General features: G+C 37.7%; 15 protein-coding genes. 1 reads left to right on the top strand and 14 read right to left on the bottom strand.

Translation table 11 applies throughout. The annotated features are described in order from the left end of the window. Positions 1-170 precede the first annotated feature (170 nt). On the bottom strand, positions 171-1,424 hold the full coding sequence (amiC, locus tag DD649_RS10170; protein WP_294106852.1) for an N-acetylmuramoyl-L-alanine amidase AmiC: 1,254 nt from the start codon (positions 1,422-1,424) through the stop codon (positions 171-173). 248 nt (positions 1,425-1,672) lie between these two features. Here amiC and argA point away from each other — a divergent pair, with 248 nt between their 5' ends. Continuing rightward, positions 1,673-3,016, top strand: a complete 1,344-nt coding sequence (gene argA, locus DD649_RS10165) for an amino-acid N-acetyltransferase (RefSeq protein WP_294106850.1) — start codon at positions 1,673-1,675, stop codon at positions 3,014-3,016. Between the two features lie 109 nt (positions 3,017-3,125). On the opposite strand, the gene DD649_RS10160 is transcribed toward argA, so the two are convergent. The 13 genes from DD649_RS10160 to rppH all read right to left on the bottom strand — a co-directional run bounded on the left by DD649_RS10160 (position 3,126) and on the right by rppH (position 22,617). Next, complete coding sequence (locus DD649_RS10160; protein ID WP_294106835.1) at positions 3,126-3,695, bottom strand: hypothetical protein; 570 nt, start codon at positions 3,693-3,695, stop codon at positions 3,126-3,128. Positions 3,696-3,857: 162 nt separating this feature from the next. Beyond that, a complete protein-coding gene (gene recD, locus DD649_RS10155) occupies positions 3,858-5,741 on the bottom strand; it encodes an exodeoxyribonuclease V subunit alpha (protein ID WP_336430541.1) in 1,884 nt (627 codons plus the stop codon). 2 nt (positions 5,742-5,743) lie between these two features. After that, on the bottom strand, positions 5,744-9,352 hold the full coding sequence (gene recB, locus DD649_RS10150) for an exodeoxyribonuclease V subunit beta (protein ID WP_336430509.1): 3,609 nt from the start codon (positions 9,350-9,352) through the stop codon (positions 5,744-5,746). Further along, positions 9,349-12,246 carry a pitrilysin gene (gene ptrA, locus DD649_RS10145; RefSeq protein ID WP_336430507.1) on the bottom strand — a complete coding sequence of 966 codons (2,898 nt, stop codon included), beginning with the start codon at positions 12,244-12,246 and terminating at the stop codon, positions 9,349-9,351. The genes recB and ptrA overlap by 4 nt, the downstream gene beginning before the upstream one ends. A 17-nt stretch (positions 12,247-12,263) precedes the next feature. Then, positions 12,264-15,638, bottom strand: a complete 3,375-nt coding sequence (gene recC / locus DD649_RS10140) for an exodeoxyribonuclease V subunit gamma (protein WP_294106829.1) — start codon at positions 15,636-15,638, stop codon at positions 12,264-12,266. A gap of 18 nt (positions 15,639-15,656) precedes the next feature. Continuing rightward, on the bottom strand, positions 15,657-16,001 hold the full coding sequence (locus tag DD649_RS10135; protein ID WP_336430505.1) for a prepilin-type N-terminal cleavage/methylation domain-containing protein: 345 nt from the start codon (positions 15,999-16,001) through the stop codon (positions 15,657-15,659). Beyond that, the gene (locus DD649_RS10130; protein WP_336430503.1) at positions 15,998-16,441 is read right to left on the bottom strand and encodes a YgdB family protein; all 444 of its coding nucleotides are present in this window, start codon (positions 16,439-16,441) and stop codon (positions 15,998-16,000) included. The genes DD649_RS10135 and DD649_RS10130 overlap by 4 nt, the downstream gene beginning before the upstream one ends. Then, positions 16,438-17,046, bottom strand: a complete 609-nt coding sequence (locus tag DD649_RS10125; RefSeq protein ID WP_336430502.1) for a prepilin peptidase-dependent protein — start codon at positions 17,044-17,046, stop codon at positions 16,438-16,440. Before DD649_RS10125 ends, DD649_RS10130 begins: the two co-directional genes overlap by 4 nt. Continuing rightward, entirely contained in the window at positions 17,040-17,525 is a 486-nt protein-coding gene (locus DD649_RS10120; RefSeq protein WP_294106822.1) for a prepilin-type N-terminal cleavage/methylation domain-containing protein, read from the bottom strand. Before DD649_RS10120 ends, DD649_RS10125 begins: the two co-directional genes overlap by 7 nt. Positions 17,526-17,935: 410 nt before the next feature. Beyond that, positions 17,936-18,787, bottom strand: a complete 852-nt coding sequence (locus tag DD649_RS10115; protein WP_294106820.1) for a thymidylate synthase — start codon at positions 18,785-18,787, stop codon at positions 17,936-17,938. A gap of 61 nt (positions 18,788-18,848) precedes the next feature. Beyond that, a complete protein-coding gene (lgt, locus tag DD649_RS10110; RefSeq protein WP_294106818.1) occupies positions 18,849-19,748 on the bottom strand; it encodes a prolipoprotein diacylglyceryl transferase in 900 nt (299 codons plus the stop codon). 84 nt (positions 19,749-19,832) lie between these two features. After that, positions 19,833-22,079, bottom strand: a complete 2,247-nt coding sequence (gene ptsP, locus DD649_RS10105) for a phosphoenolpyruvate--protein phosphotransferase (RefSeq protein WP_294106817.1) — start codon at positions 22,077-22,079, stop codon at positions 19,833-19,835. A 4-nt stretch (positions 22,080-22,083) separates the two neighbouring features. After that, positions 22,084-22,617, bottom strand: coding sequence for an RNA pyrophosphohydrolase (rppH, locus tag DD649_RS10100; protein WP_294106815.1), 534 nt, complete (start codon positions 22,615-22,617; stop codon positions 22,084-22,086). Between the last annotated feature and the right edge of the window lie 81 nt (positions 22,618-22,698).

Here is a 22,698-nt window from a genome sequence, read left to right as displayed (position 1 = left end):
CAAATCCGGCCCCCGCAACCAATATTTTTTTCTATTTGTATCAATCTCAGTTAATTCAAAAATCCAAACTTATTCTAAAATTTAATATCTAAAACAAAAAAGGCGACTCACTATTTAGCTTGTCACCTATTTAAATTTAGTTATTAAACGCATATTACTTTCGCTAAACATTATCCATTTCTAATCGCCAACTCCCCACCATTACGAAAATATGCTTTTATACCTTGGAAAATTGATTCAGCCATTTGCTGTTGGAACTTAGCTGTTTTTAACTTTCGTTCTTCCTCTAAATTGCTAATAAATGCAGTTTCTACCAAAATTGATGGAATTTCAGGGGCTTTTAGTACCGCAAATCCTGCTTGGTCAACTTTGTTTTTATGCAATTTATTCACTTTACCCATACGCTTAATCACTTCATCACCAAACTTCAAACTATCATTAATTGTCGCCGTTTGTACTAAATCAAGCATAGTATGGTCGAGATAAACATCTCCACTTTTGCTCACACCACCAATTAAGTCAGCTTCATTTTGTGTTTGAGCAAGGTAGCGCGCAGTATTACTTGTCGCACCTTTAGTCGATAGTGCAAATACCGAAGAACCATGAGCTGAGCGGTTAGTAAAAGCATCCGCATGAACAGAAATAAACAAATCTGCCTGCATTTTTCTCGCTTTCGCAACTCTAACTTTAAGCGGAATAAATACATCTTCATTACGTGTCATATAAGCACGCATTTTTGGATCTTTATCGATCAAGGCCTTAAGACGTCGGGCGATTTGTAATACCACATCTTTTTCACGAGTTTTATATTTTCCAATAGCGCCCGGATCTTCACCACCATGACCTGGGTCTATCATGATAATAATAGGCCTGTCTTTACCTGCTGTACCTGGTTTTTTCGCCTGCGCAGGCATATTCTCTTCAAGATCGCCTTTATTATAATCTTCAAGAAGTGCTAATAAAGGATCATCACTAGTATCAACTCCCTTTCCTGGATAAAAATCCATCACCAGTCGGTGCTTAAATTCAGAAACAGGTGCCATAGTAAAAAACTGAGGGCTAACTTTATTTTTGACTTCAAAAACAAGACGAACTGTTTTTGGATCAAATTGCCCCGCCCTTACCAATTTAAGGTAAGGATCTCTTGACTGAATTTGGCTGCCCATCTGCTTTAGTACGTTATTTAGCTGAACACCTTCTAAATCAACAACAATACGCTCAGGATTATTCAACACAAACTGACGATATTTCAGAGGAATATTCGATTCGAGTGTCACTCGGGTATAACTCGATGCCGGCCAGATACGCACGGCAATGATGCTGCTATTCGCAGCAAAACCAAATGGGCTGACACTAAGCAACATAACGGCTGCCGCACCTTGTATAAGGCGGCGCTTTGATGGACTGTGATCTTGATGACTCATCAATAATTCCGAACCTAGAGCTGATAAATAAGACGATTTTAGAATAAATGCCAATATATTGGCTAGATGCAAGCACTCTAACTAATCATTAGCACTCTGTCATTAAGAATACACATTTAAATTTAGAGATATGTAAACCTCAAAAATATAATTGTTATTATTTTTATGCCATCTTTTACTTGATATTTACTGCCAAAAAGAATAAAAATACAGTAATTACGAATAAAAATTCATTTAAGAGGGTAATTATGAAAGAGCGCAGCACCGAATTGGTTGATGAATTTCGCCATTCGGTTCCTTATATAAACGCCCACCGCGGCAAAACATTTATTATAATGCTTGGTGGTGAAGCGATTGCGCATGAAAATTTTCCAAGCATTGTTAATGATATAGGACTATTGCATAGCCTTGGCATTCGTATTGTCGTTGTTTATGGTGCTCGCCCACAAATTGAACAAATTTTATCAGAACACAACTATGATGCTATTTATCATAAGCATACTCGCGTAACCGATGCGAGTACTCTTGAATATGTTAAGCAAGCATCTGGTGCATTACAATTAGATATTACTGCGCGTTTATCAATGAGCTTAAGTAACACCCCCTTACAAGGCGCTCATATTAACGTGGTAAGTGGTAACTTTGTTATCGCACAACCTCTTGGTATCGATGACGGTGTTGACTATTACCACAGTGGTAGGATTCGCCGCATTGATGAAGATGCTATTAATAATCAGCTTAACAATGGTTCAATCGTTTTAATCGGCCCAGTTGCTGTATCAGTAACTGGGGAAAGTTTTAATTTAACCTCAGAAGAGGTTGCCACTCAACTGGCTGTAAAAATTAAAGCAGAGAAATTAATCGGTTTTTGTTCCTCACAAGGTGTAGCAGATAAAGACGGTAATATACTGTCTGAATTATTTCCTAATGAAGCTGAAAATCGTATTCAAGAGCTTGAATCTGATGGTGATTATTACTCAGGTACAGTTCGCTTCTTACGCGGAGCCGCTAAAGCCTGCCGTCGAGGAGTCCGTCGTAGCCACTTACTAAGCTATCAAGAAAATGGTTCATTAATTCAAGAATTATTCTCTCGTGACGGTATCGGCACTCAAATAGTTATGGAAAGTGCAGAACAAATCCGTAGAGCCAATATCAATGATATCGGTGGGATTTTAGAATTAATCAGACCATTAGAGCAGCAAGGTATCCTCGTGAGGCGTTCACGAGAACAACTCGAAATGGAAATTGATAAATTTACGATTATTGAACGTGATAATTTAGTGATTGCATGCGCAGCACTCTATCCATACCCAGAAGAAAAACTCGGTGAAATGGCATGTGTTGCTGTTCATCCTGATTATCGTAGTTCTGCTCGTGGCGAAGAACTATTACATCGAGTTGCCGTCCAAGCTAAACAATTTGGACTGGAGAGATTATTTGTACTAACGACCCGCAGCATTCATTGGTTTCAAGAAAGAGGTTTTGTTCCCGCAGAAATTGAGATGCTACCATTGAAAAAGCAGGCTTTATACAACTATCAACGCCGCTCTAAAATCTTAATGTTAGACTTAAAAAATCAAGCTGATAAATAATTAGACTCACCATTCTTCAAGCTGCAGTTTTACTTAATTTACTGCAGCTTGAATTACACTACGTTATTCAACGTGCCCTGTATTCCATAGCACTTTTAAGCGATTCCTACTAAGCGATTTGTACAATTCTCGCTTTTTGGCAAAGTGCAATAGTATCTAAATGTGGTTTAAGTACCGCTTCCATCTCCGCAAATGATGTACCATAAAAATAGAATGCGGTTTCTGTTGGACCATCCCATACACTATGAATGCTACCTATATCTTCAACTGCTTCATCAAGTGTATCAAACACTTCATTGATATCACCATTCTCATAAACTTCATCCGATAATTCAGTGCCGTTAAAATAAAGCGCTAAACCTTCGTCAGTACCAAAATCAATTTTAGTATCTTCACCATGAATAAATAAGCGGGAACCTTTTGGCGCTAACATTGAAGTAAAAAGCTGAATAATTAAACTAATGTTTTCATCATTAGCATCAGCTAAAGCCAACTCAATATCACATTCTTGCGCTTCACCATTATCTGATAATAAGGTTCCACCACCAGTAACATGAATATTCTTTTCCATACCTTTCATGACTTCATCAATTGCATCTTCTAAGTCAGCACGATGCTCTGGGTCAAGCCTAGCATTAAGCGTTACCGTCACTGCGGTCATTTCTTGTGGGTTATCCATATAATTACCTTCAACTCATTATTATTAAATTTTAAAAATCCGCTCAATATCATGAATAAGCAAATTAAAAGAATCGATTATCTTACTCTATATGATCCAAAATCCATGTAAGAAAAAACAAAGCTAATCCAAGGAGAATAGAGGCTAACTAACGCTACTTTATCAATAATCCTGTGACGTTGAATATGACGTATATAATTGTAAAGCAAGACCACTACGCCGTTTTGTCGGTGTCTCAATCGCTCTACGTAATATTTTAGGGCAGCAATAAAGAGATAATTCTTTTTTGGCGCGAGTCATTGCCGTGTATACCAGCTCTCGAGTGATCACCGGAGAATATATCTTAGGTAAAACTAATGCAGTATGAGCAAACTCCGAGCCTTGCGATTTATGTACTGTCATCACATAAGCCGTTTCATGTGATGGTAAGCGATTCGGTTGAATACCTCTTATAATGCCATCCGGAAATTGGAAATAGGCTCTAAGAGCACCTTCTTCATCAGGTAAAATAATACCTATATCACCATTAAATAATCCAAGCGGACTATCATTTCGGTTGATCATAATTGGCCGACCTGCATAGTGTTTATTAAACTTGTTAAACGGTCGAGTAATAAGTCCTTGTCTATGCAATAGTTTTTCGAGTTTATCATTAAGTCCGACAACGCCATAAGGTCCTTCTCTTAGCGCTGTGAGTAAACGATACTCACTAAATTTATTCAAAATTTCTTCAGCTGTATTACCTGCTTTCACAGATAATAAATACTCTTGATAAAACTGAGATGCATCGAGCAATATTTGAACATAATCTTCTTGAGTATCTTGCACATAATTATGTACATCAGGTAATTGTTCATTGAGAAGCTTTAGCGCATGTTTAGCATTCCCTTCATTAACAGCAAAAGATAGCTGCCCAATTCCTGATTGCGCTGAAAAGCGATAACTTTTCCTTAATAAGCACAGGCTATCTCGAATAATAGGCCCTTCATTTGCACTAAAATCAGTCAAAGAATATCCAGTAAGATACGTCAGTTGTGATGCGCGTTCAGAGCTATATCCAACATTAGAAAAGCGACAGATATCTCCCAGTACAGCACCCGCCTCAACGGAGGCTAACTGATCTTTATCACCTAAAAAGATCAACCTCGCTTCAGGAGGTAGTGCTTCAATTAGTTTGCCCATCATCGGTAAATCAACCATTGAGGCCTCATCTATAATCAGAATATCCAGCACTAAATGATTATCTCGATGATAGCGAAATTGCTGACTTTCAGGTTGTGCACCTAATAAGCGATGTAGTGTTTTAGCTTGATTTGGTAGAACTTTACGCTCATCGTCAGTTAGCGGCATAAATTTCATCGCCTCGCCCAAGGACTGAGTTAATCTTGCTGCTGCTTTACCTGTTGGAGCAGCAAGCTCAATCCTAATATGCCCTTCATGTTTATTTTCTAACTTGATTAGTGCTGCTAAAATACGAGCAACCGTTGTTGTTTTACCCGTTCCTGGTCCCCCAGAAATAACGGAAACTTTACTTGTTACCGCAACAGCCGCAGCAACTTTCTGCCAATCAATTTCATTACCTGAATCAATTTCAGGGAATAAATCATTTAAAATAGCCTTAACTTTATCGCTATCACTATGAGTCATAGAAGTTTGTGAAAAATATTCAGCAACGCATTGCTCATGCTGCCACATACGTTGAAAATATAAATAATCTCCAGACAAAACTAACGGTGTTATTTTATTATCTGCCGCTAAAGAGATAGGTTTTGCATCTTTAACTGATTGATAAATAGAATCTTCATCAGGATTTCCCATAGCATGCCAAAATTCAGCTGCAATTTCAGGATGACGTCCTGCGAATAATGAATTAGCGGACACATCAGATAGGGCTAAACAAACGTTACCCGCCATCGTTTCAGCACTTAACAAGGCGGCTAGCATTAATAGAATAGGGCTTTTATCATCAGCAATACTATAAGCAAATTGAACATCAAGTGGGGTAAATAAGTGCCCTTCAATACCTTTATTAAAGAGTTCTTTCATCATCACTGCCCCCTATCTTGTGCATCGCGAAACAGTTGGTCAAACTCATTGATAAAATCTAATAACGGGCGATGGAAAAAAATGCCATTCTTAGACTCGGCACTATCAATTCCTCTCAAGAATAAATAATAAACACCACCAAAATGCTGTTCATAATCATAGTCAGGGAGCCTCTGCTTGAGATAACGATGCAACGCTAATGAATACAACTGATATTGGAGGTCATATCGATGATCAATCATGGCTTCAGACATTGCCTCTGGCGTATAACAAGATGCGTCCTCACCAAGGTAATTTGATTTATAATCAAGTAGATAAAACTTACCATTCCAAAAAAATGTTAAATCAATAAATCCCTTTAAGATCCCCTGAACCTTGTCAAAACTCAAAGGTGGACAATTCGCTGATAACAGATCGTATTTATGCGCTATTTGGTCAATATCTCTAGCATCTAACAAGGTTTCAATTGGTAAATAAAATTGCATTTCGTCAAGCTGGTCTTGAGGCTGTAAAGCAGATAAACATAATCCATCATTTGCCAGTGGTGCGTTGACGATTGCATCCAACCAAGTTTGCAGCATAGGAGCCCATTGGCAACCAAAACCAGAAGCTTCGAGCTGTTCAGTTAACCATTCTAAAGGCACTTCTTGAGAGAAATTAATTTCTTCCATTAAGCTATGTAAAAATGTACCCGGTGATGCCCCCTTCGGAAATTGATGTGCCGTTAACGCTATTTCATTAGTTTCTTGTTGCTCTACGTCAATACTGGCTTCAATATCCATTTTTGGAGCAAGTGAGCTTGCAAATTGTATCGCTGAAATAGTTTGTTCCGCTTCTGTATGACCTGCGTTATAACTTAAGCCTGAATAACTCGTAACTCGCCAATGATCATCAAAATAGTGAGAGACTTGTCTTGCCGCTAATTTTTCATTTTCATTTTTATTTAGTGATAAGCGCTTAAATTCAGGCGAATTAATAATAGTGACATCAATAGTTTCATTACTTATTTCGTTCAACATACTTTTTAAGAGTGAACTATCTCCTGCTTGCCCTTTTTGCAATAAAAAACCAAGAGCAGATAGATGTAAATCAGTCTCACCACTTTTCTTACGATTACCTTTAATCAGTGGAGCAATACCCACACTACAATGGTAAATTGCTCGAGTCAGAGCGACATAAAGTAATCGTAAATCTTCTGCCAAACGCTCTTCATCTGCTAAAGCGACATTTTCATCAGTATCATCTAAGTCTAATCTTGTACCGTAATCATTCCTGTCGTGATAAAGCCCTTTTGACTGTGGTAAAAAATTACTAGCAAAAGGTAACCAAACAATTTTATATTCCAACCCTTTCGATTTATGAATTGTACTAATTTGTACAAGATGTTTATCACTTTCAAGACGCATTTGTTGTACATCAGATTGATGGTCAGGATGTGCAATTTGTTGTGCTAACCAACGCGTAAGTGTGTGCTCACCTTCAAGTTGAAGAGACATCTCCTGCAATAATTCTCCCATATGCATGATGTCCATCAAACGGCGTTCGCCTTCAAGCCCTGATAGTAAAGTTTCAGCAATATGGCGCTCCGCCATAACCACTCGTAGCATTGGAAGTATCCCTCGTTTATGCCAAATCGTTGCATAACGAGTAAATTCATCTACTAATTTTTCCCATGCTTTTTCGTTATTATTCAGTTCATCGATTTCTCTCGCATTCAACCCAAACATACCTGTTGCTAATGCACTACGCAGCACTCGCTCCTTTTCAGGAGTCATGACAGCTTGCAGTAACCAAAGCAGATCTCTAGCTTCCTGAGTAGAAAAAACGCTTTCTCTATTAGACTGAAACACGGAAGGTATATTTAATCGATTCAAGGCATCACGAATCAATACGGCCTCTCTACGGCTACGAACGAGTACTGTAATATCTGAGGCGGCCACAGGGGTTCTGTGATTTTCTTTATTCAAAAAATAAGTATTACCTTGCAATCCCCCCTGCAAATATTGAGCAATTTGTACGGCGCATTGCTGAGCAATTGCTTGCTCATATTCAGCAACGGAAACAGCTTCGGCATCTAATTGCCAAAAAGTTAATGCTTTAACATTGTTACCATCATGGACAAACTTCTTACCTAGATTGTTTGGTGCGAAATTAACAGGCTGAAAAGGAATTTGTTCAAAGATAAAGGGAGAATCACAATGGCTAAAAAGAAAATTAACTGCCTCAACCATATTCTGAGATGAGCGATAGTTTGTTTCTAACGTATAGTGAGCACTAACTTGTTTTTTAGCTTCAATGTAGGTAAAAATATCTGCGCCACGAAAAGCATAGATAGCCTGTTTTGGATCGCCAATAAATAGCAATGCACTGTTATCAACGTCTTGGTATATTCGCTGAAAAATACGATATTGCTGAGGATCTGTATCCTGAAATTCATCAATCATAGCAACAGGAAAACGTCGGCTAATTGCATCGGCAAGAAATTTTCCACTATCTTGTTTTAATGCATTATCTAAGCGAGTGAGTAAATCATCAAATCCCATTTCTCCCCGACGATGCTTTTCATGAGCAATAGTTTGTCTTACTTGTGTAATAGCTAAGGGAATAACCAGATCTTTTATTGTAAGGGATTGCCCAAGCAGCCCTTCTATTTGCTCAAAAACAATATGTTCAGGACCTGAACCACTTTTTGATTTTTCATGTAAAACAGATTGAGAGAAACGAATTAAATCTTTAGGCAGCTGATAGTCCTCAGTGGCTTCCCCAGCCCATTGGCTTATTTTCACCAACCAACTTGGTAGAAAACGAGAGCTATAGCTGCGTTTATCAACATCAGAATCAGTTATTAATTTTTCAAAATCAGCAACATTTGATATCCATGATGATTTAACGGACTCAATTAATGAAATAAGTCGAGAATGACGTTCTTCCAGCGTTTCTGACTGTTTTGGTTGATTTATAATTAATGGGATATCACCTTGTAAAAAGGTACGGATCTCCGCTAAAAGAGCTTCAGGACCATTCCATTGTGACTGCACGACCTTAGTTAATGAATAATCGAGAGGATAAAAATGGCGACGCCAAAAATCAGCACAAGCTTGTTTTTGAATAGGAAATTCATCCTTAATCATAGTTTGTTCAAATAACACCCCTGATTCAAAGGCATTATTAACAAGCATTCTCTGACAAAAACCATGAATAGTATAAATAGCCGCTTCATCCATCTGACGTTCAGCGGCTAGTAACCAGTTTGCTGCAAACTCTCTTTGTTCTTGTTCGGGTAATTGATTTAACAGCTCGATATATTCAGATTTAGATTCAAAACCAACACCGTTTCTTAAACAAGCCAAACGCATTTCATGAATTCGTTCACGAATACGCCCTCGTAATTCATTAGTTGCAGCCTCTGTAAAGGTAACAACTAAGATTTCTTCGACACTAAGTGGCCTTGGAAAAGAGTTATCGCCTCCAAGGCCTAACAAAAGACGCAGATAAAGTATCCCTATTGTATAGGTTTTGCCTGTACCAGCTGATGCTTCTATTAATCTTTGGCCTTGCAAAGGCAATGAAAAAGCATCTAGCAATTGGGAACTCATCTGCGTTTTACTCACTCAGCATCTTCCTTTATAGGCAAAATCTTTTGTAATTCTGTAGCATTAGGATAAAGCACCCAGTCTTTTAACTGCGCATACCCTGTTTTTGCATTTACGCCTTGACCAATAACCTGAGAGGTTAATGCTAATCCTTGGTGTTTCATCACCGCTTTGTCGTAATAAGCAATAACTTGAGCTTGTGTAACACTACTTAGGGCAGCTAAAACTTTTTCACGGGTATCGAAACTAAAAATATTACGCGAAAAATCAGAAGAATAACGCCCAACTTCTTCATAGAAAGTTTGTGGAGGCTGATTCATTTCTGTAATCATCGATTGTTTATACTGCTCAAATTCATCAGCAGGTAGTTTCTTTAATTTATCTAACGCTAAAGCATAAAACTCTTGGTAACGAGTATTTAGATAATCTGGCGATTTCACATTACTTTGTAATAAGAAACCGATTCCCCATTGATCACCTAATCCAGCTTTAAAGGTAAATACAGCATAACCGAGCTGCTCGTTGGTTCGGAGTTGATCATAAAACCATGGTTGAATAATTTTAGATAAAATACCGGACAATACCGCACCTTCAATACGGTTATAACCATCAGGAATAAAGATCTCTGCTAACGCATTATCTGAACTATTCCCTTGTTTATGAAAATTGGCTAAATAGTTTTTATCAATGACAACAATATCTCCGCGCCACCAATTTTTACCCTTACTATTGAGTAAATCTTTCGCCTTTTTTATCGTCTCAATACTTTGCTGCTCGGTTAAATTACCCACTACGATAGCTTGCAAGGCCGAACTTTCTACAACTAAAGAACGATAATCAGTGATATCTTTCAACGAGATAGTATCAAGTACTGCTAACCTTTGTTCTTGCTCAAAATAAGGTACGCTATTAATACGTTGGAGCGGTTGCATTGCCAGTTCATAAGCTTTCGCGTTATTTGATACTTCTATTTGTTCTTTATACCAAGACTTCGCTTGAACCAGTTCTCTTTGCGTTGGTTCAAAAGTTAAATAGAGCTTCGTCATGGATAAAAATAACTCAGGTAGATGCTGCGTATAACCGCTAGCATTAAGCTGCAAACCACCACCTTGAGAAACGGATACAGACATGCCAGCAACAGATGCCTGATATTGCAACTCATCCATTTTCAATGAAGATATATATTGCAGTAATGCACTACTAACTTGAGATTTAGCGTCTTTATCACCCTCTTTAGTCCGCAGTGCTAATGTAATATTTGCTTTTGGTTCATCAGCAAAATATTGGCTTGGCATATACAGTACGCGAGTGTTGCCATCTTGATAGATAAATTCGGGATGCTTATAGGCTTTATCTGTTTTAATTAATGACAAATTATCAGCAATATACGGGTTCAATGTAGGCAATCTAAAATCCATTTTCGATTCTAATTGAGTCCACTGCGTAAATTGTTTAGCTGAAATTTTATCTACCTGGTAAGGAGCATCAACAAAGTATGCTTTCTTATTGCTCGGCTCTTGTGGGCTAATAAACCAAATTCTTGCTTCTTTTGCTGTTAGCTCGGCTAATCGTTGTTCAATCGCAGCAGGATCATATTTATCAGCAATATAATCAGAATCAAGTACATGATTAACTGGCATATCAATCATTTGATCAGATAGCCATTCGATATAATTCATATCTCTAACGATGGAGCCATAACGAAAGGATAAATTAAGGACATTAGCAATTTCATCAAAATAACTTTTGTTTACGCCATCTTTTTTCAACAAATCAATATAAGCAAAAATTGCAGCTATGATTTGATCTCGCTCTTCTAGTCCTTTATCCGTTAAAGTGACATAAATGGAGAATGAGCCGTAGTTACGGTCAGCGTTTGGTGATGCAGATGCACTAATACCCTCAGCTAGTCCTTGCGAAATAAGCCAATCGGCTAATGTCCCAGGACTACGATTACCAATTAAATAACCGATATATTCATCACTTTTACTACGAAAATCAGCCATATTATTTTTGATGCTGAACTCTATTTGAATCGCTTTTTGTGGCTGAGCAGGAACATAATGAATGAAAATACCTTTTTCTTTCTCAGTTACCGCAGGAATATCTATAGAGGGAACACTCGCATTAAAATTAGGAATACGCCCAAAAGTATCTTGTGCAATTTTAGCTAATGAATCAATAGATTGATCGCCATAGAGCACTCCATTCATTAAATTCGCAGAATAATAACGTTTATAAAAGCTGACCAATTCATCTTGCAACTTGCTATTAGGCTTATCTTTTAATGTTTCTAAATTTCCGCCTGCAAAACGTGAGTTAGGATGTAAGGGATTCAACGTTTCAGAACGCACTTGCCATAGGCGCATTCCATCGCGAGAGCGTGCCATTGTCAGCTCTGCATTTACCGCATTACGTTCTCTATCTGCATTTACAGGGTCAAGTAAAGGTTCTGCTAATGCATCCGCTAGCCTATCTGTAGCTTGCTGCAATGCACTGTTTTCAACTTCAAAATAATATGCAGTACGATGTGATGCAGTGCTAGCATTGTGGCTACCACCATGTTTTTGTAAAAATTCGGAGAAACTACTTGGCTCTGGGTACTTTTTAGAGCCCATTAAGACCATATGCTCTAAATAATGAGCAAGACCTAATTGGTTATCTGGATTATCGATACTACCGACAGGTAACGAAACCGCAGCTAGCGATTTTGTGGCTTTAGGATCCGATACCAATAAAACTGTCATATCATTATTCAGTTTTATTGCCTTGTACTCTCTTGAGTCACTTTCACTTTTATTTATCGTTTCAGGAAGAACTTGCCAAAGTGGTTCAGCTGCAAGTGCATTCCCCCAAAAAAGCAGGGTAAATAAGAAGAATAAGTGAGCGATATTTTTGGATAGACGTAGCATCCTTTAATGCTCTCCCTTTATTTCAAGTATTCTGCCATTGGCAGTAGGAAGCGCTGAGAATTTCTCAGCAGTGTTTGAATCATTGTACTATCAATACTTCTACAAGCCCTCAACACATAATCATCTTCCATTTCGCCTCGCTTCATTGAGCTCCCTTGAAGACTTTGTAATAATGTTGATAATGCTTTTTGTTGCATTTCCTCTGAAGAAAAATCGTACTGTTTTGTTTTTTTATCAAAGCAAGCCGATATCCAGTTCCAGCCACTTTGGTTTAATAGTATTAATGGAGAGTTTTGACCTTCACAGTACCCCAAAACTAAATCTTCTAAGTAACGTAATGCTTCATTTTGTTCGATTTCAGAAAATTGCCAGATACTATTATCACGACCGAGAGCGACACTATTCCCTTTACCAACACGTAAGTTAAATAAAAGATGCTCTATCCATAACTGTACACCATCATTCGCGGTTAAATAGGCAGGACGATAACGCAGTAAACCATTTTCTTGTACATCCTTCAGAAGTCCACTTATTTTAATTCCATTAATTTCAATATCAATTTGATAATCAAACTGTTGAGCTTCATGTTCTTTTACTTTCTCAGCTAAAGGAATAACTTCGTCTAATTGTTGTTCCCAGAATAATTGGCCAAACTGCTTAGCAGGTAATTGACCAGAAGCTTTAAGCGCTTGATAAAAAAGGGTCGGATTTTCGTCTTTAACCAATAAATCTAAAATACGATCATTGATTTTATAACGTTGTAATCTTCCCAATATAAATGGTTCATCTTCAGGTAATTCAGTTTCTTCAATCGAAAAATGCACTTTAAGACGTTGCTGAAAAAATGCTCTGATTGGATGCCGATAAAAACGCAATAATTGTTCAAGAGATATTTCTGTTATTGGCTCTCGTTCATCAAGCGGGATACAAAATAGTTTTTCTTCTTTACTTGTTGTATTTGCTGCCGGTAACCATTCGTTCGCAAAACTTTGATAAGAAGTTTCAGGAATAAAATTTTCTTTAGCAAAAGGAACTCTATTATGTTGAATAACCAAATGTTGTTTTAATCGCTTAGCACTTTCATCAATATTGAGATGATTATCACCTACTAAGCAAAAACTCTGGCTAATGTAATCAAGTAATTCAGTAACAAGAACTGATGGATTGCAAGGTTGATTATCACGAATAGACAAGCCGATATAGCTAATATATAGCTGTCTAGCGGCAGAGTTTAATGCCTCTAAAAACAAATAGCGGTCATCATCTCGGCGTTTTCTATCACCTCTGGCAGGCTTCTCCGACATTAAATCAAAGCCTAAAGGTGGAATACTGCGAGGATAAGCGCCATCGTTCATACCTAGCAGACAAACAACTTTAAATGGAACTGAGCGCATTGGCATTAATGTACAAAAATTTACAGCTCCCGCAAGAAATCGCTGACTGATTTTTTCATCATCAAAACAAATTGAAAGTTCATCACGAATTAAGCCTAAAGGTACGGTTTCTTGATAACCAGAAATTAAAGCATTGTCGATAATTTTATGCCACTGCTCAGTCACTAGTGCCAATACAAGTTCAGTATCGCCATCAACCATAAAGCAACTGTCAATAAGTTGTCGGCAAACATCTTTCCATTGTTCAAGAGTACGCTCTTGCTCCAGTAAGGTACGCCAACCTTTTAATGTATCGACTAATAATGCTAGCTTTCCTGCTAATTGTGCGGCTAATCCGCTACATTCATCATAAGGTAAAATGCCATTCCAAGGCCCATTTCGGCTATCCATAGCATAACCCAAGAGCATTCGACTTAAGCCAAACTCCCAAGTGTTCTGTCCAATCACTGGCAAGGCTAAAGATCGAACATTATCGTCATCAAGCCCCCAGCGGATACCTGATTCATTGACCCAACGGCGTAATAAGCTTAATTCACTTTCATCAATACCAAAGCGTGCAGAAAAAGCAGATACTTCAAGTAATGTGAGTACTTGCTCCGTTGAGAATCGGCTTTGTGGTAAATCAAGTAACATGATAAATGCCTGCAAGATGGGATGCGCTTGCAACGCTTTTCTATCTGAAATAGAAAATGGAATATAACGGGCAGAAGCAGTATTACCAAAAACCGCTTGAATATAAGGAGCATAGCTATCAATGTCAGCGACCATCACAATGATATCTCTTGGTGTTAAATCAGCATCTTGCTCAAATAGCGCTAGCAATCTATCTTGTAACACTTCAACTTCCCGTTGAGCGCTATGACATGAGTGAAACGTCACAGACTCATCCAAGTCGCTTATAGGTCGTTTGTCTTTACTGCTTTCAAAACTTTCTATCGTTTTACCTAGCTGAGAGTGATCTTCTAGATCTAAAATATCCTGCTGTAAATTTGCTAAAATGCTATCCCGAGTTATGTCGACAAAAGCTGAAATTTCATTTGTACCTTCTACTTGAGAAATAAAGTAAAGGTTATCTCGCCCTAACTTTCCCCATGATGCGAGCAGAGGATTAATAACATCCTGCTCTCCATCTTCATTAAATAAATTTTGCGCATGTTCCTCGATTTTAAAACGAGAGACTTCATGTTTATCAAGATAATGGCGTAATTTTCGCTGTTTTAACTTCGACAAAAATGAATGACTTTGAATATCGCCCCAATAATAGCGACAGGGATTCGTAAACATAAGGTGTATATCTGTATGTTCTGCAATCGCATTTAAAGCTTGTAAATAAACAGGAGGTAATGAGGCAATACCACAAATAAAAATACGTTTAGGAAGAGCATGACCTAACGAAGGGTTCGCTGATAGTGTTTCAATAAAACTTAGGTAAAGATTTGCACGATGCCAAGGTGACTGTTCTAACTTATTTGTATAATCAACAAGGCACTGCCATAATCTTTTCTGCCATAACTGATTCTGGCTTAACCCTTCAATTAATTCATTTTTTCGCCATTTCTCCACCCATTCCGGCCGATAAACTAAATATTGGTCAAATAAATCGGCGACTCTCCCCGCCAATTGATGTAACTTTCGTTTATCTGTATCTTGTTGAAGATAATGTCTTAAAGGTTCAAACTCATCTTCACCAATGACTTCAGGTAAAATAGTCATTAGCTTCCAAGTCATCGCTTGTTTGGTATAAGCACTTTCTTTAGGAATATCAGGTAATACACGACGAAACATATCCCAGATAAAAGTTGCAGGTAAAGGGTAATTGATATTTGCAGCTATCCCAAAGCGTTTAGCTAATTCAATTTGCAGCCACTGAGACATACCAGGACTTTGTACTAAAACAATTTCTTGTTCAAAAGGATGAGAAAGCGGTTCATTCTCCATTAAATGAGCAATCAACTCTTTTAATAGATCTAATTGATTAGAATGATAAACCTGAAACATATCCCTCTCCTATTGTATTCAATCAGCGACTATACAAAACCAACGATTTAAAGAAAACTGTTGTGTATCAATTATTAAGGCCATAATAGATTCAGTGCATTTATCCCCTTTTGATGATAACGTTTCTGCTACCTGCCAATTAGGATAAAGTTGTTCTGTATTTACAGATGTAATTTCTATAAAAGAAGCTTTTCGCTCCAATGCACTTTGTAACATCCTTATTGCCGTTGAACTTTGATATATCTGATTAAAATTCAATGTGATATATTGAGTATAGTTTAGCAGAGCTATCAGTAGGATAGCAAAAACAACCACGGCAATCATTGACTCAATTAAAGCAAAACCCTGTTGCTTTATTTTCACAGACAAAATCCTTTTTTCTCAACGATACAGTAATCAAGCCAACCTTTTTCACGTATTTTAATTTTCTGTGAACCTGAAATCGAAGTTACCCATCTATAAACTTTGATTTGCTCCCCTTGCTTGAAATCACTTTTACCTAATAAAACAAAATTGTTACCTTTCACATGCCTTAAACAACTGCTCCAACCCTGCGTTGTTTCTTTTTGGCACTCCCAATATGTTTTTCTAGACGTACTTAGCTTCCATGATTGTAGCAACCCCCACGAAAGTGCGGATTCTGCATGATTAAAAGCTTCAAGGTATTTAGTTTCATTATAGAGTTCATCCCGTGCCCGCTCTTGATAGTAATGTAATGCTTTGAGTAGTAATAAACCCATTGTCATTAATACAACAACCATGATTAACGCAACATTCCCTTTTTGTGCATTTTTCTTTGTCATTGCAAATTCCTAATCATAACAGCTGTTCGATAAGTAAATATTTTCTTAGGCAACAACTTGGTTTCCACGCTAATAATCATCTCAAGTAATGCATTTGCTTCATTCCAATAAAACTGTAATTGATTAACTGTTATTAGTTTTGCATCAAATAATGATTGCCAGCGAGTTCCATTACAATCATTCACATTACGGTTAGACTCTAATTTATTTCCATTTAACCTGTACCCAAAAAAATCTGAATCAATTTTTTTCGATTTACGATTAATCCATTTACCAGATAAATCTTGGTCATAGGCAAAAATAATACATGAATTAGGGTATCGACTTAAAAGTTTAGACTCAATTTTAATTGCTTTTCCTTGGCAAGATAGGCTACTGCAATATCCAATTCGCCTAAAGTCTTTCTCCATATTGATAAGCACTTGTTTTACATCTTTATCAATCTGATATTGAAAATATGACTGATAAATTTGTTTGAACAATGTTGGAATAGTACTCATAACCGCAATACAAATAACACTGCTAATAGCCATTGCTACAAGCATTTCAATCAAAGAAAAGCCCAACTCTAAATTTGATCTTTTCACAGATGAAAAGCTTAGCATCGTGGAATTCCCACCATTTTCTGTTTACTACACCCTCTCAATCGCCCAATTGCTGACAGGTAAATAGTAATAGCTTCATTTTCATTTTGTAATTCGATGCTAAAAGCATGACTTGTTCCTTGCTTACCATAAAGGTCAATTGAAGTACGAGTTGTTTTTTTTATACCAATCCCTTCAAGTTTTGAATCGTTTAGTCTGCTAATTTCTTTTCCTGTAGCTACATTATTAACAACCAAATTCCAACTTCCTTGATCATTATTAACCTGCAAAACTCGATGTTGATTAAGGTATATTCCTTCCATCAAATTACTATAAATAAACCCTGCTACTTGTCTTGCGGCATCAATTAAGCGAAATCGCTGTAATTGTTGTTGCCAGTTATATAACGCAGGAAGTACGACTAAAGAACAAATAAATAAAACTACTAAAATTTCAATCAAAGTAAAACCATTTTGCCGGCTATTAACTTCAACTCTCATTGATTCCTTTACTCCCATATTTATGAATAATCAGCGTAATGACGCCTTGATATTGACAAAAAAATATCATGCCACTAGCAATCACATTCAAATTTACGAAGCGCTTCCCAACAAAATAAAAATCTTGCAACCAGCAGGTGCATGTTTGGGAAGCGCTTCGCAAAAAATAAGTTAAGGAAAATAAATTTATTAATTTTTTCTAGAAGAAATGAAAATATGAATTGAGTAATAAGCAGGGTTTAAATTTAAGCAAATTAAAAGTTTACTTATTCGTATTTCTCACTGATAACATCATGAAATAAAAGGAGAACTATATAAATATTGCAGGATGATGAGGGTATTACAAAGAAGTGAAGCTGGGGGGTGCTGTAACAAATAACAACACCCAAGTTCTTTAAAAATTAGGTAACTTAGACTGTAAATGGATATTTAATTGCTTCGTGGCATTGATATCCGTCTAAAATGAAATCATCGGTACTCACCCATGTTTCAAGATCCTCTAACGTTTTAATTTGAGGATTAATCGTTAATGACGGTAATGCAAAAGGCTCACGTTTTAGTTGAACATCTCGCATCAAAGGTAATTGATTTTCATAAATATGTGCATTTACAATTTTATGATATGCCTTGCCTGCTTTATGTCCAGTAATTCGAGCCATTAATGCCAACAAAACGAAACATTGAACTTGATTAAAATTCAATCCAAGTGGCACATCACAACTACGTTGATATGACGTTAAATGTAAAGTGTCACCCAATAGTGAAAATGTATGGGTGTGCATACATGGACGTAAGCAGCCCATTTCAAATTCACCAGGATTATAAAATGTAATTATTTCCGCACGATCATCAATGCCATTTTTCAGGTTATTGACTACTTTTTTCAGCTGATCAACATATGAACCATCTGGACGTTGCCAAGAACGACCTTGAACGCCATATACACGTCCCATATCATCCTCACCTTTGCGATGAGAATTGTTTAACCATACTTGGTTTTCATTTGCATTTGCATTCCAAGTATTACAACCGATTTCACGAAATTGAGCTGCATTATCATAACCACGCAAATAACCGATTAATTCTGCAATAGCCGCCTTATAAAAACTTTTACGGGTTGTAATAAGTGGGAATTGATTATTACCAACGTCATATTCAAGGTCTGCATTGATAACAGTTAAACAACGCACTCCGGTACGCTTATTCTCAATCCACTGTCCTTCGTCAATAATACGTTGGCACAACTCAAGATATGGCTTCATAGTCGCTCTCTTGCTTTACGGGTTGATACTAAGCCAATAGCATCAACCTTAATTTATTAATTTACTTACTTTTCGCAGCCGTATTTTCAGGTTTATGTGCAGGAATATTTTTACCGTATTTATAAGCCCACAGAATCATCAATACGCCTGCTATTATCATTGGCACTGAAAGTATTTGCCCCATACTAATGCCACCAAATAAACCTAATTGGGCATCGGGTTGCCTAAAGAACTCAACAATAATACGAAATGCGCCATAACCTATGAGGAATAAACCAGACACACTTCCCATTGGACGAGGTTTACGCACAAATAAGTTAAGAATAAGGAACAACACTATGCCTTCTAAAGCCATCTCATAAAGTTGAGATGGATGCCTCGGTAGAACACCATATTGTTCTAAGATAGGCATTAAAGAAGGGTCTTGTATCGCAAGTTGAATATCTTCACTTCGTGAACGAGGGAACAGAAATGCCCAAGGTGTATCAAGAGTAACGCGCCCCCATAATTCCCCATTAATAAAGTTTCCAATACGCCCCATACCAAGCCCAAAAGGAATTAGTGGCGCAACAAAATCAGCCACTTGTAAAAAACGGCGACGAGTACGATGTGCAAACCACATCATGGCGCAGATTACACCAATAAGTCCACCGTGGAATGACATTCCACCATCCCAAACTTTAAATAAATAAAGAGGGTCATCAAGAAATACAGGTAAATTATAGAAGAAAACGTAACCTAGACGTCCACCAACAAATACACCAACGAAGCCTATATAAAGTAAATTTTCAACTTCGCTTTTTGTCCATCCGCTATTAGGTTTATTAGCTCGACGACCGGCAAGCCATAGGGCAAAAACAAAACCTACGAGGTACATAAAACCATACCAATGAAGCGAGACTGGCCCTATTGAGAACATCACGGGATCAATTTCGGGTAATGCTAAATAGCTGATGCTCATCGTTCCCCACTTTAAATTGTTAAGCTAAAATCATAGCGCATCATAACACAGGGTTATCACATATAAATAACATAGAAAAACGGATTAAATTCCACCACGGACAAATCCACCGAGACCATTTTTCTCCATAAACTCACTTGTTTTTAGTCTAACGCTGTCACTTGTTTCTGCCCTCAGCAGGGCTAAAGCTAATTCAGACATAAGTTCTGGATCAAGTTGCCGAATTAAATATTTCATTCGAGGAACGCTTCTACCACTCATACTTAATGAACGATAACCTAAGGCAATCAATACCATTGCACTCAATGGCTGACCGGCCATTTCACCGCATACACTGATTGGCATGTTAAGACGACGACACTCTTCATAAACCATTGCTAAAAAACGCACAACGGCGGGATGAAGATTATCATATAGCGTTGCTACGTGCGTATTATTACGGTCAACAGCAAGTAAATATTGTGTAAAATCATTTGTACCTATCGATATGAAATCAACTCGTTTTTTTAATTCAGGCAATAAAAACAATAATGATGGAACTTCGAGCATCACACCAATTTGTGGCATTTTAATAGGCTGATTAAGTAAATTACTTACTTCATCTCTAGCCCTATTTATCAAAATAATAGCTTCATCAACCTCATCAATACTGGTGATCATCGGTAATAAAATCCGTAAATTACCCACAGCATGATCAGCGCGCAACATCGCTCTTAATTGAATAAGAAATATTTCTGGTTGATCTAACATGATACGAATACCACGCCAACCTAGGCTCGGATTTTCTTCACTAATAGGCATATAAGGAAGTTGTTTATCAGCACCAATATCCAGCGTTCTTAGTACTACGGGCTTAGTTGGAAAGAGCTCAAGCACTTCTTGGTACATTTGCTTTTGTTCATCTTCTGATGGAAAACCATTATGCAGCATGAATGGAAGTTCAGTTCGATACAAACCAACACCATCAACACCCATATTGATTTGCTGCTCATAACGAGGACTCAATCCAGCATTAAGATAAATATTAACTTGGTCGCCATTTTTTAAAATAGCATCTTGCTCTAAAGTGCCTTCTGCTAAACGACTTAAAACATTTTCTTCTTCAATAATCTGCTGGTATTCCTGAGCAATTAAATTCTCAGGCTCAATAAATACTTCTCCGCGATAACCATCTAGAATCAAAAGGCGGTTATGCAGTAATGAAGGTTCAACATCAGCCCCCATAATGGCTGGGATCCCCATAGCACGAATAAGAATTGCCGAATGGGAATGTGTTGCACCATCGCGCACAATGACACCCGCTAATTGCTCAAACGGCAATTCGGCAAGCACACTGGCACTAAGTTCATCAGCAACTAATATAAAACGCTCAGGCCACTGATTTATTGGTGTTAACGAATCATCAAGATGAAAAAGTAAGCGTTGACCTAATGCTCTGAGATCAGTACCACGCTCTCGAAGATACAGATCACGCAAACGTGAAAATTGTTCAACATAATCCTCAATAACCGTTTTGACAGCCCATTCGGCTACCGCGCCTTGCTCAATAGATGTGAATAAATTCTTTTTAAGTTGAGGATCATTAAGCAAATGATTATACAAATCAAAAATGGCTGCACTTTCTTTTGATGAATTCGCCATAAAGCGTTTGCTAATACGACGACATTCTGCTGCCGCACTCTCAAGAGCGCTTATTAGCCTTTGTTTTTCATCATCTTTATTGATAGCACTGGCTTCACAAACACTATCAAAAGATGGTTGTGAATTATCTTGCCAGCCATACGCCATTGTAATTCCCTGAGAGACAGGAATCGCTTTTATTCGGCTTTGCCTGTATTGACCAAAAACACCTTTTGCTTGAGCTTGCGATAAAATTACGGCGAGTTGCATAGATAACGTCACCATAAAAGACTCTTCGGTTTCGTTAAATAAACGTTTCTCTTTCTGCTGTACAACCAATACACCTAAGAGTTGGCGACGGTAAACGACAGGAACGCCAAGAAAAGCCTTAAGCTGGCCTTCCTTTAATTGGGGGAGATATTTATATTGAGGATGCTCACGGATATCCGCTAAATTGAGCATTTCAGATTGGCGGCCAACAGCACCAACTACACCTTCGTCGAATCCAAGACGAATAGCAATCCCGCGGGGCTTTTTCAACCCACGGGTTGCCATTAAATAATAACATTGGCGAGGATGATCTGCTAAGTAGATAGAACACACATCGGTCCTCATCGCTTTGCAAGTTTCATTCACCAAAATTTCAAGTGCTTCGGTCAAACTTGTTGCCATAGCGACTTTTTCAACAATATCACGCAAACGCGTCAACATAGACTTACTTAGCTCCACGCCTACGGTTATTAAAAACAGGTCGTTGTGGTAATTTCTGTTCCTGTAAAGGCATTACAATTGGAGCAAATTCTTTCATTACGCGACGATAAACTTCACGTTTAAAAGAAACTACCTGCCTAACAGGATACCAATAACTGACCCATCGCCAGCCATCAAATTCTGGCGATTTACTGCGCTGCACGTTTATATCAGCTTCATTGCATTGTAATTGTAGTAAAAACCAACGCTGTTTTTGCCCGATACAAACAGGTTTTGTATCCCAACGCACCAAACGCTTGGGTAATTTGTAACGTAACCAGTTACGGGTAGATGCTAATAACCTAACATCTTTACGCTGTAGCCCGACTTCTTCGTATAATTCACGATACATTGCCTGCTCAGGAGACTCCCCAGGATTGATACCTCCTTGAGGGAATTGCCATGAATGCTGACCATAGCGGCGAGCCCATAAAACCTGCCCTTGCCGATTACAAATTACAATTCCTACATTCGGGCGGTAGCCATCATCATCGATCACTAGACTACCTCAATAACCAAATTTGAAAGATACCCCAATTGTTTCACACATACCCTAACTGGTAAACCTATATCAATACAG

Source organism: Providencia sp. (assembly GCF_003533305.1).
GTDB lineage: Bacteria > Pseudomonadota > Gammaproteobacteria > Enterobacterales > Enterobacteriaceae > Providencia.
This window is presented reverse-complemented; position numbering and strand designations above follow the sequence as displayed.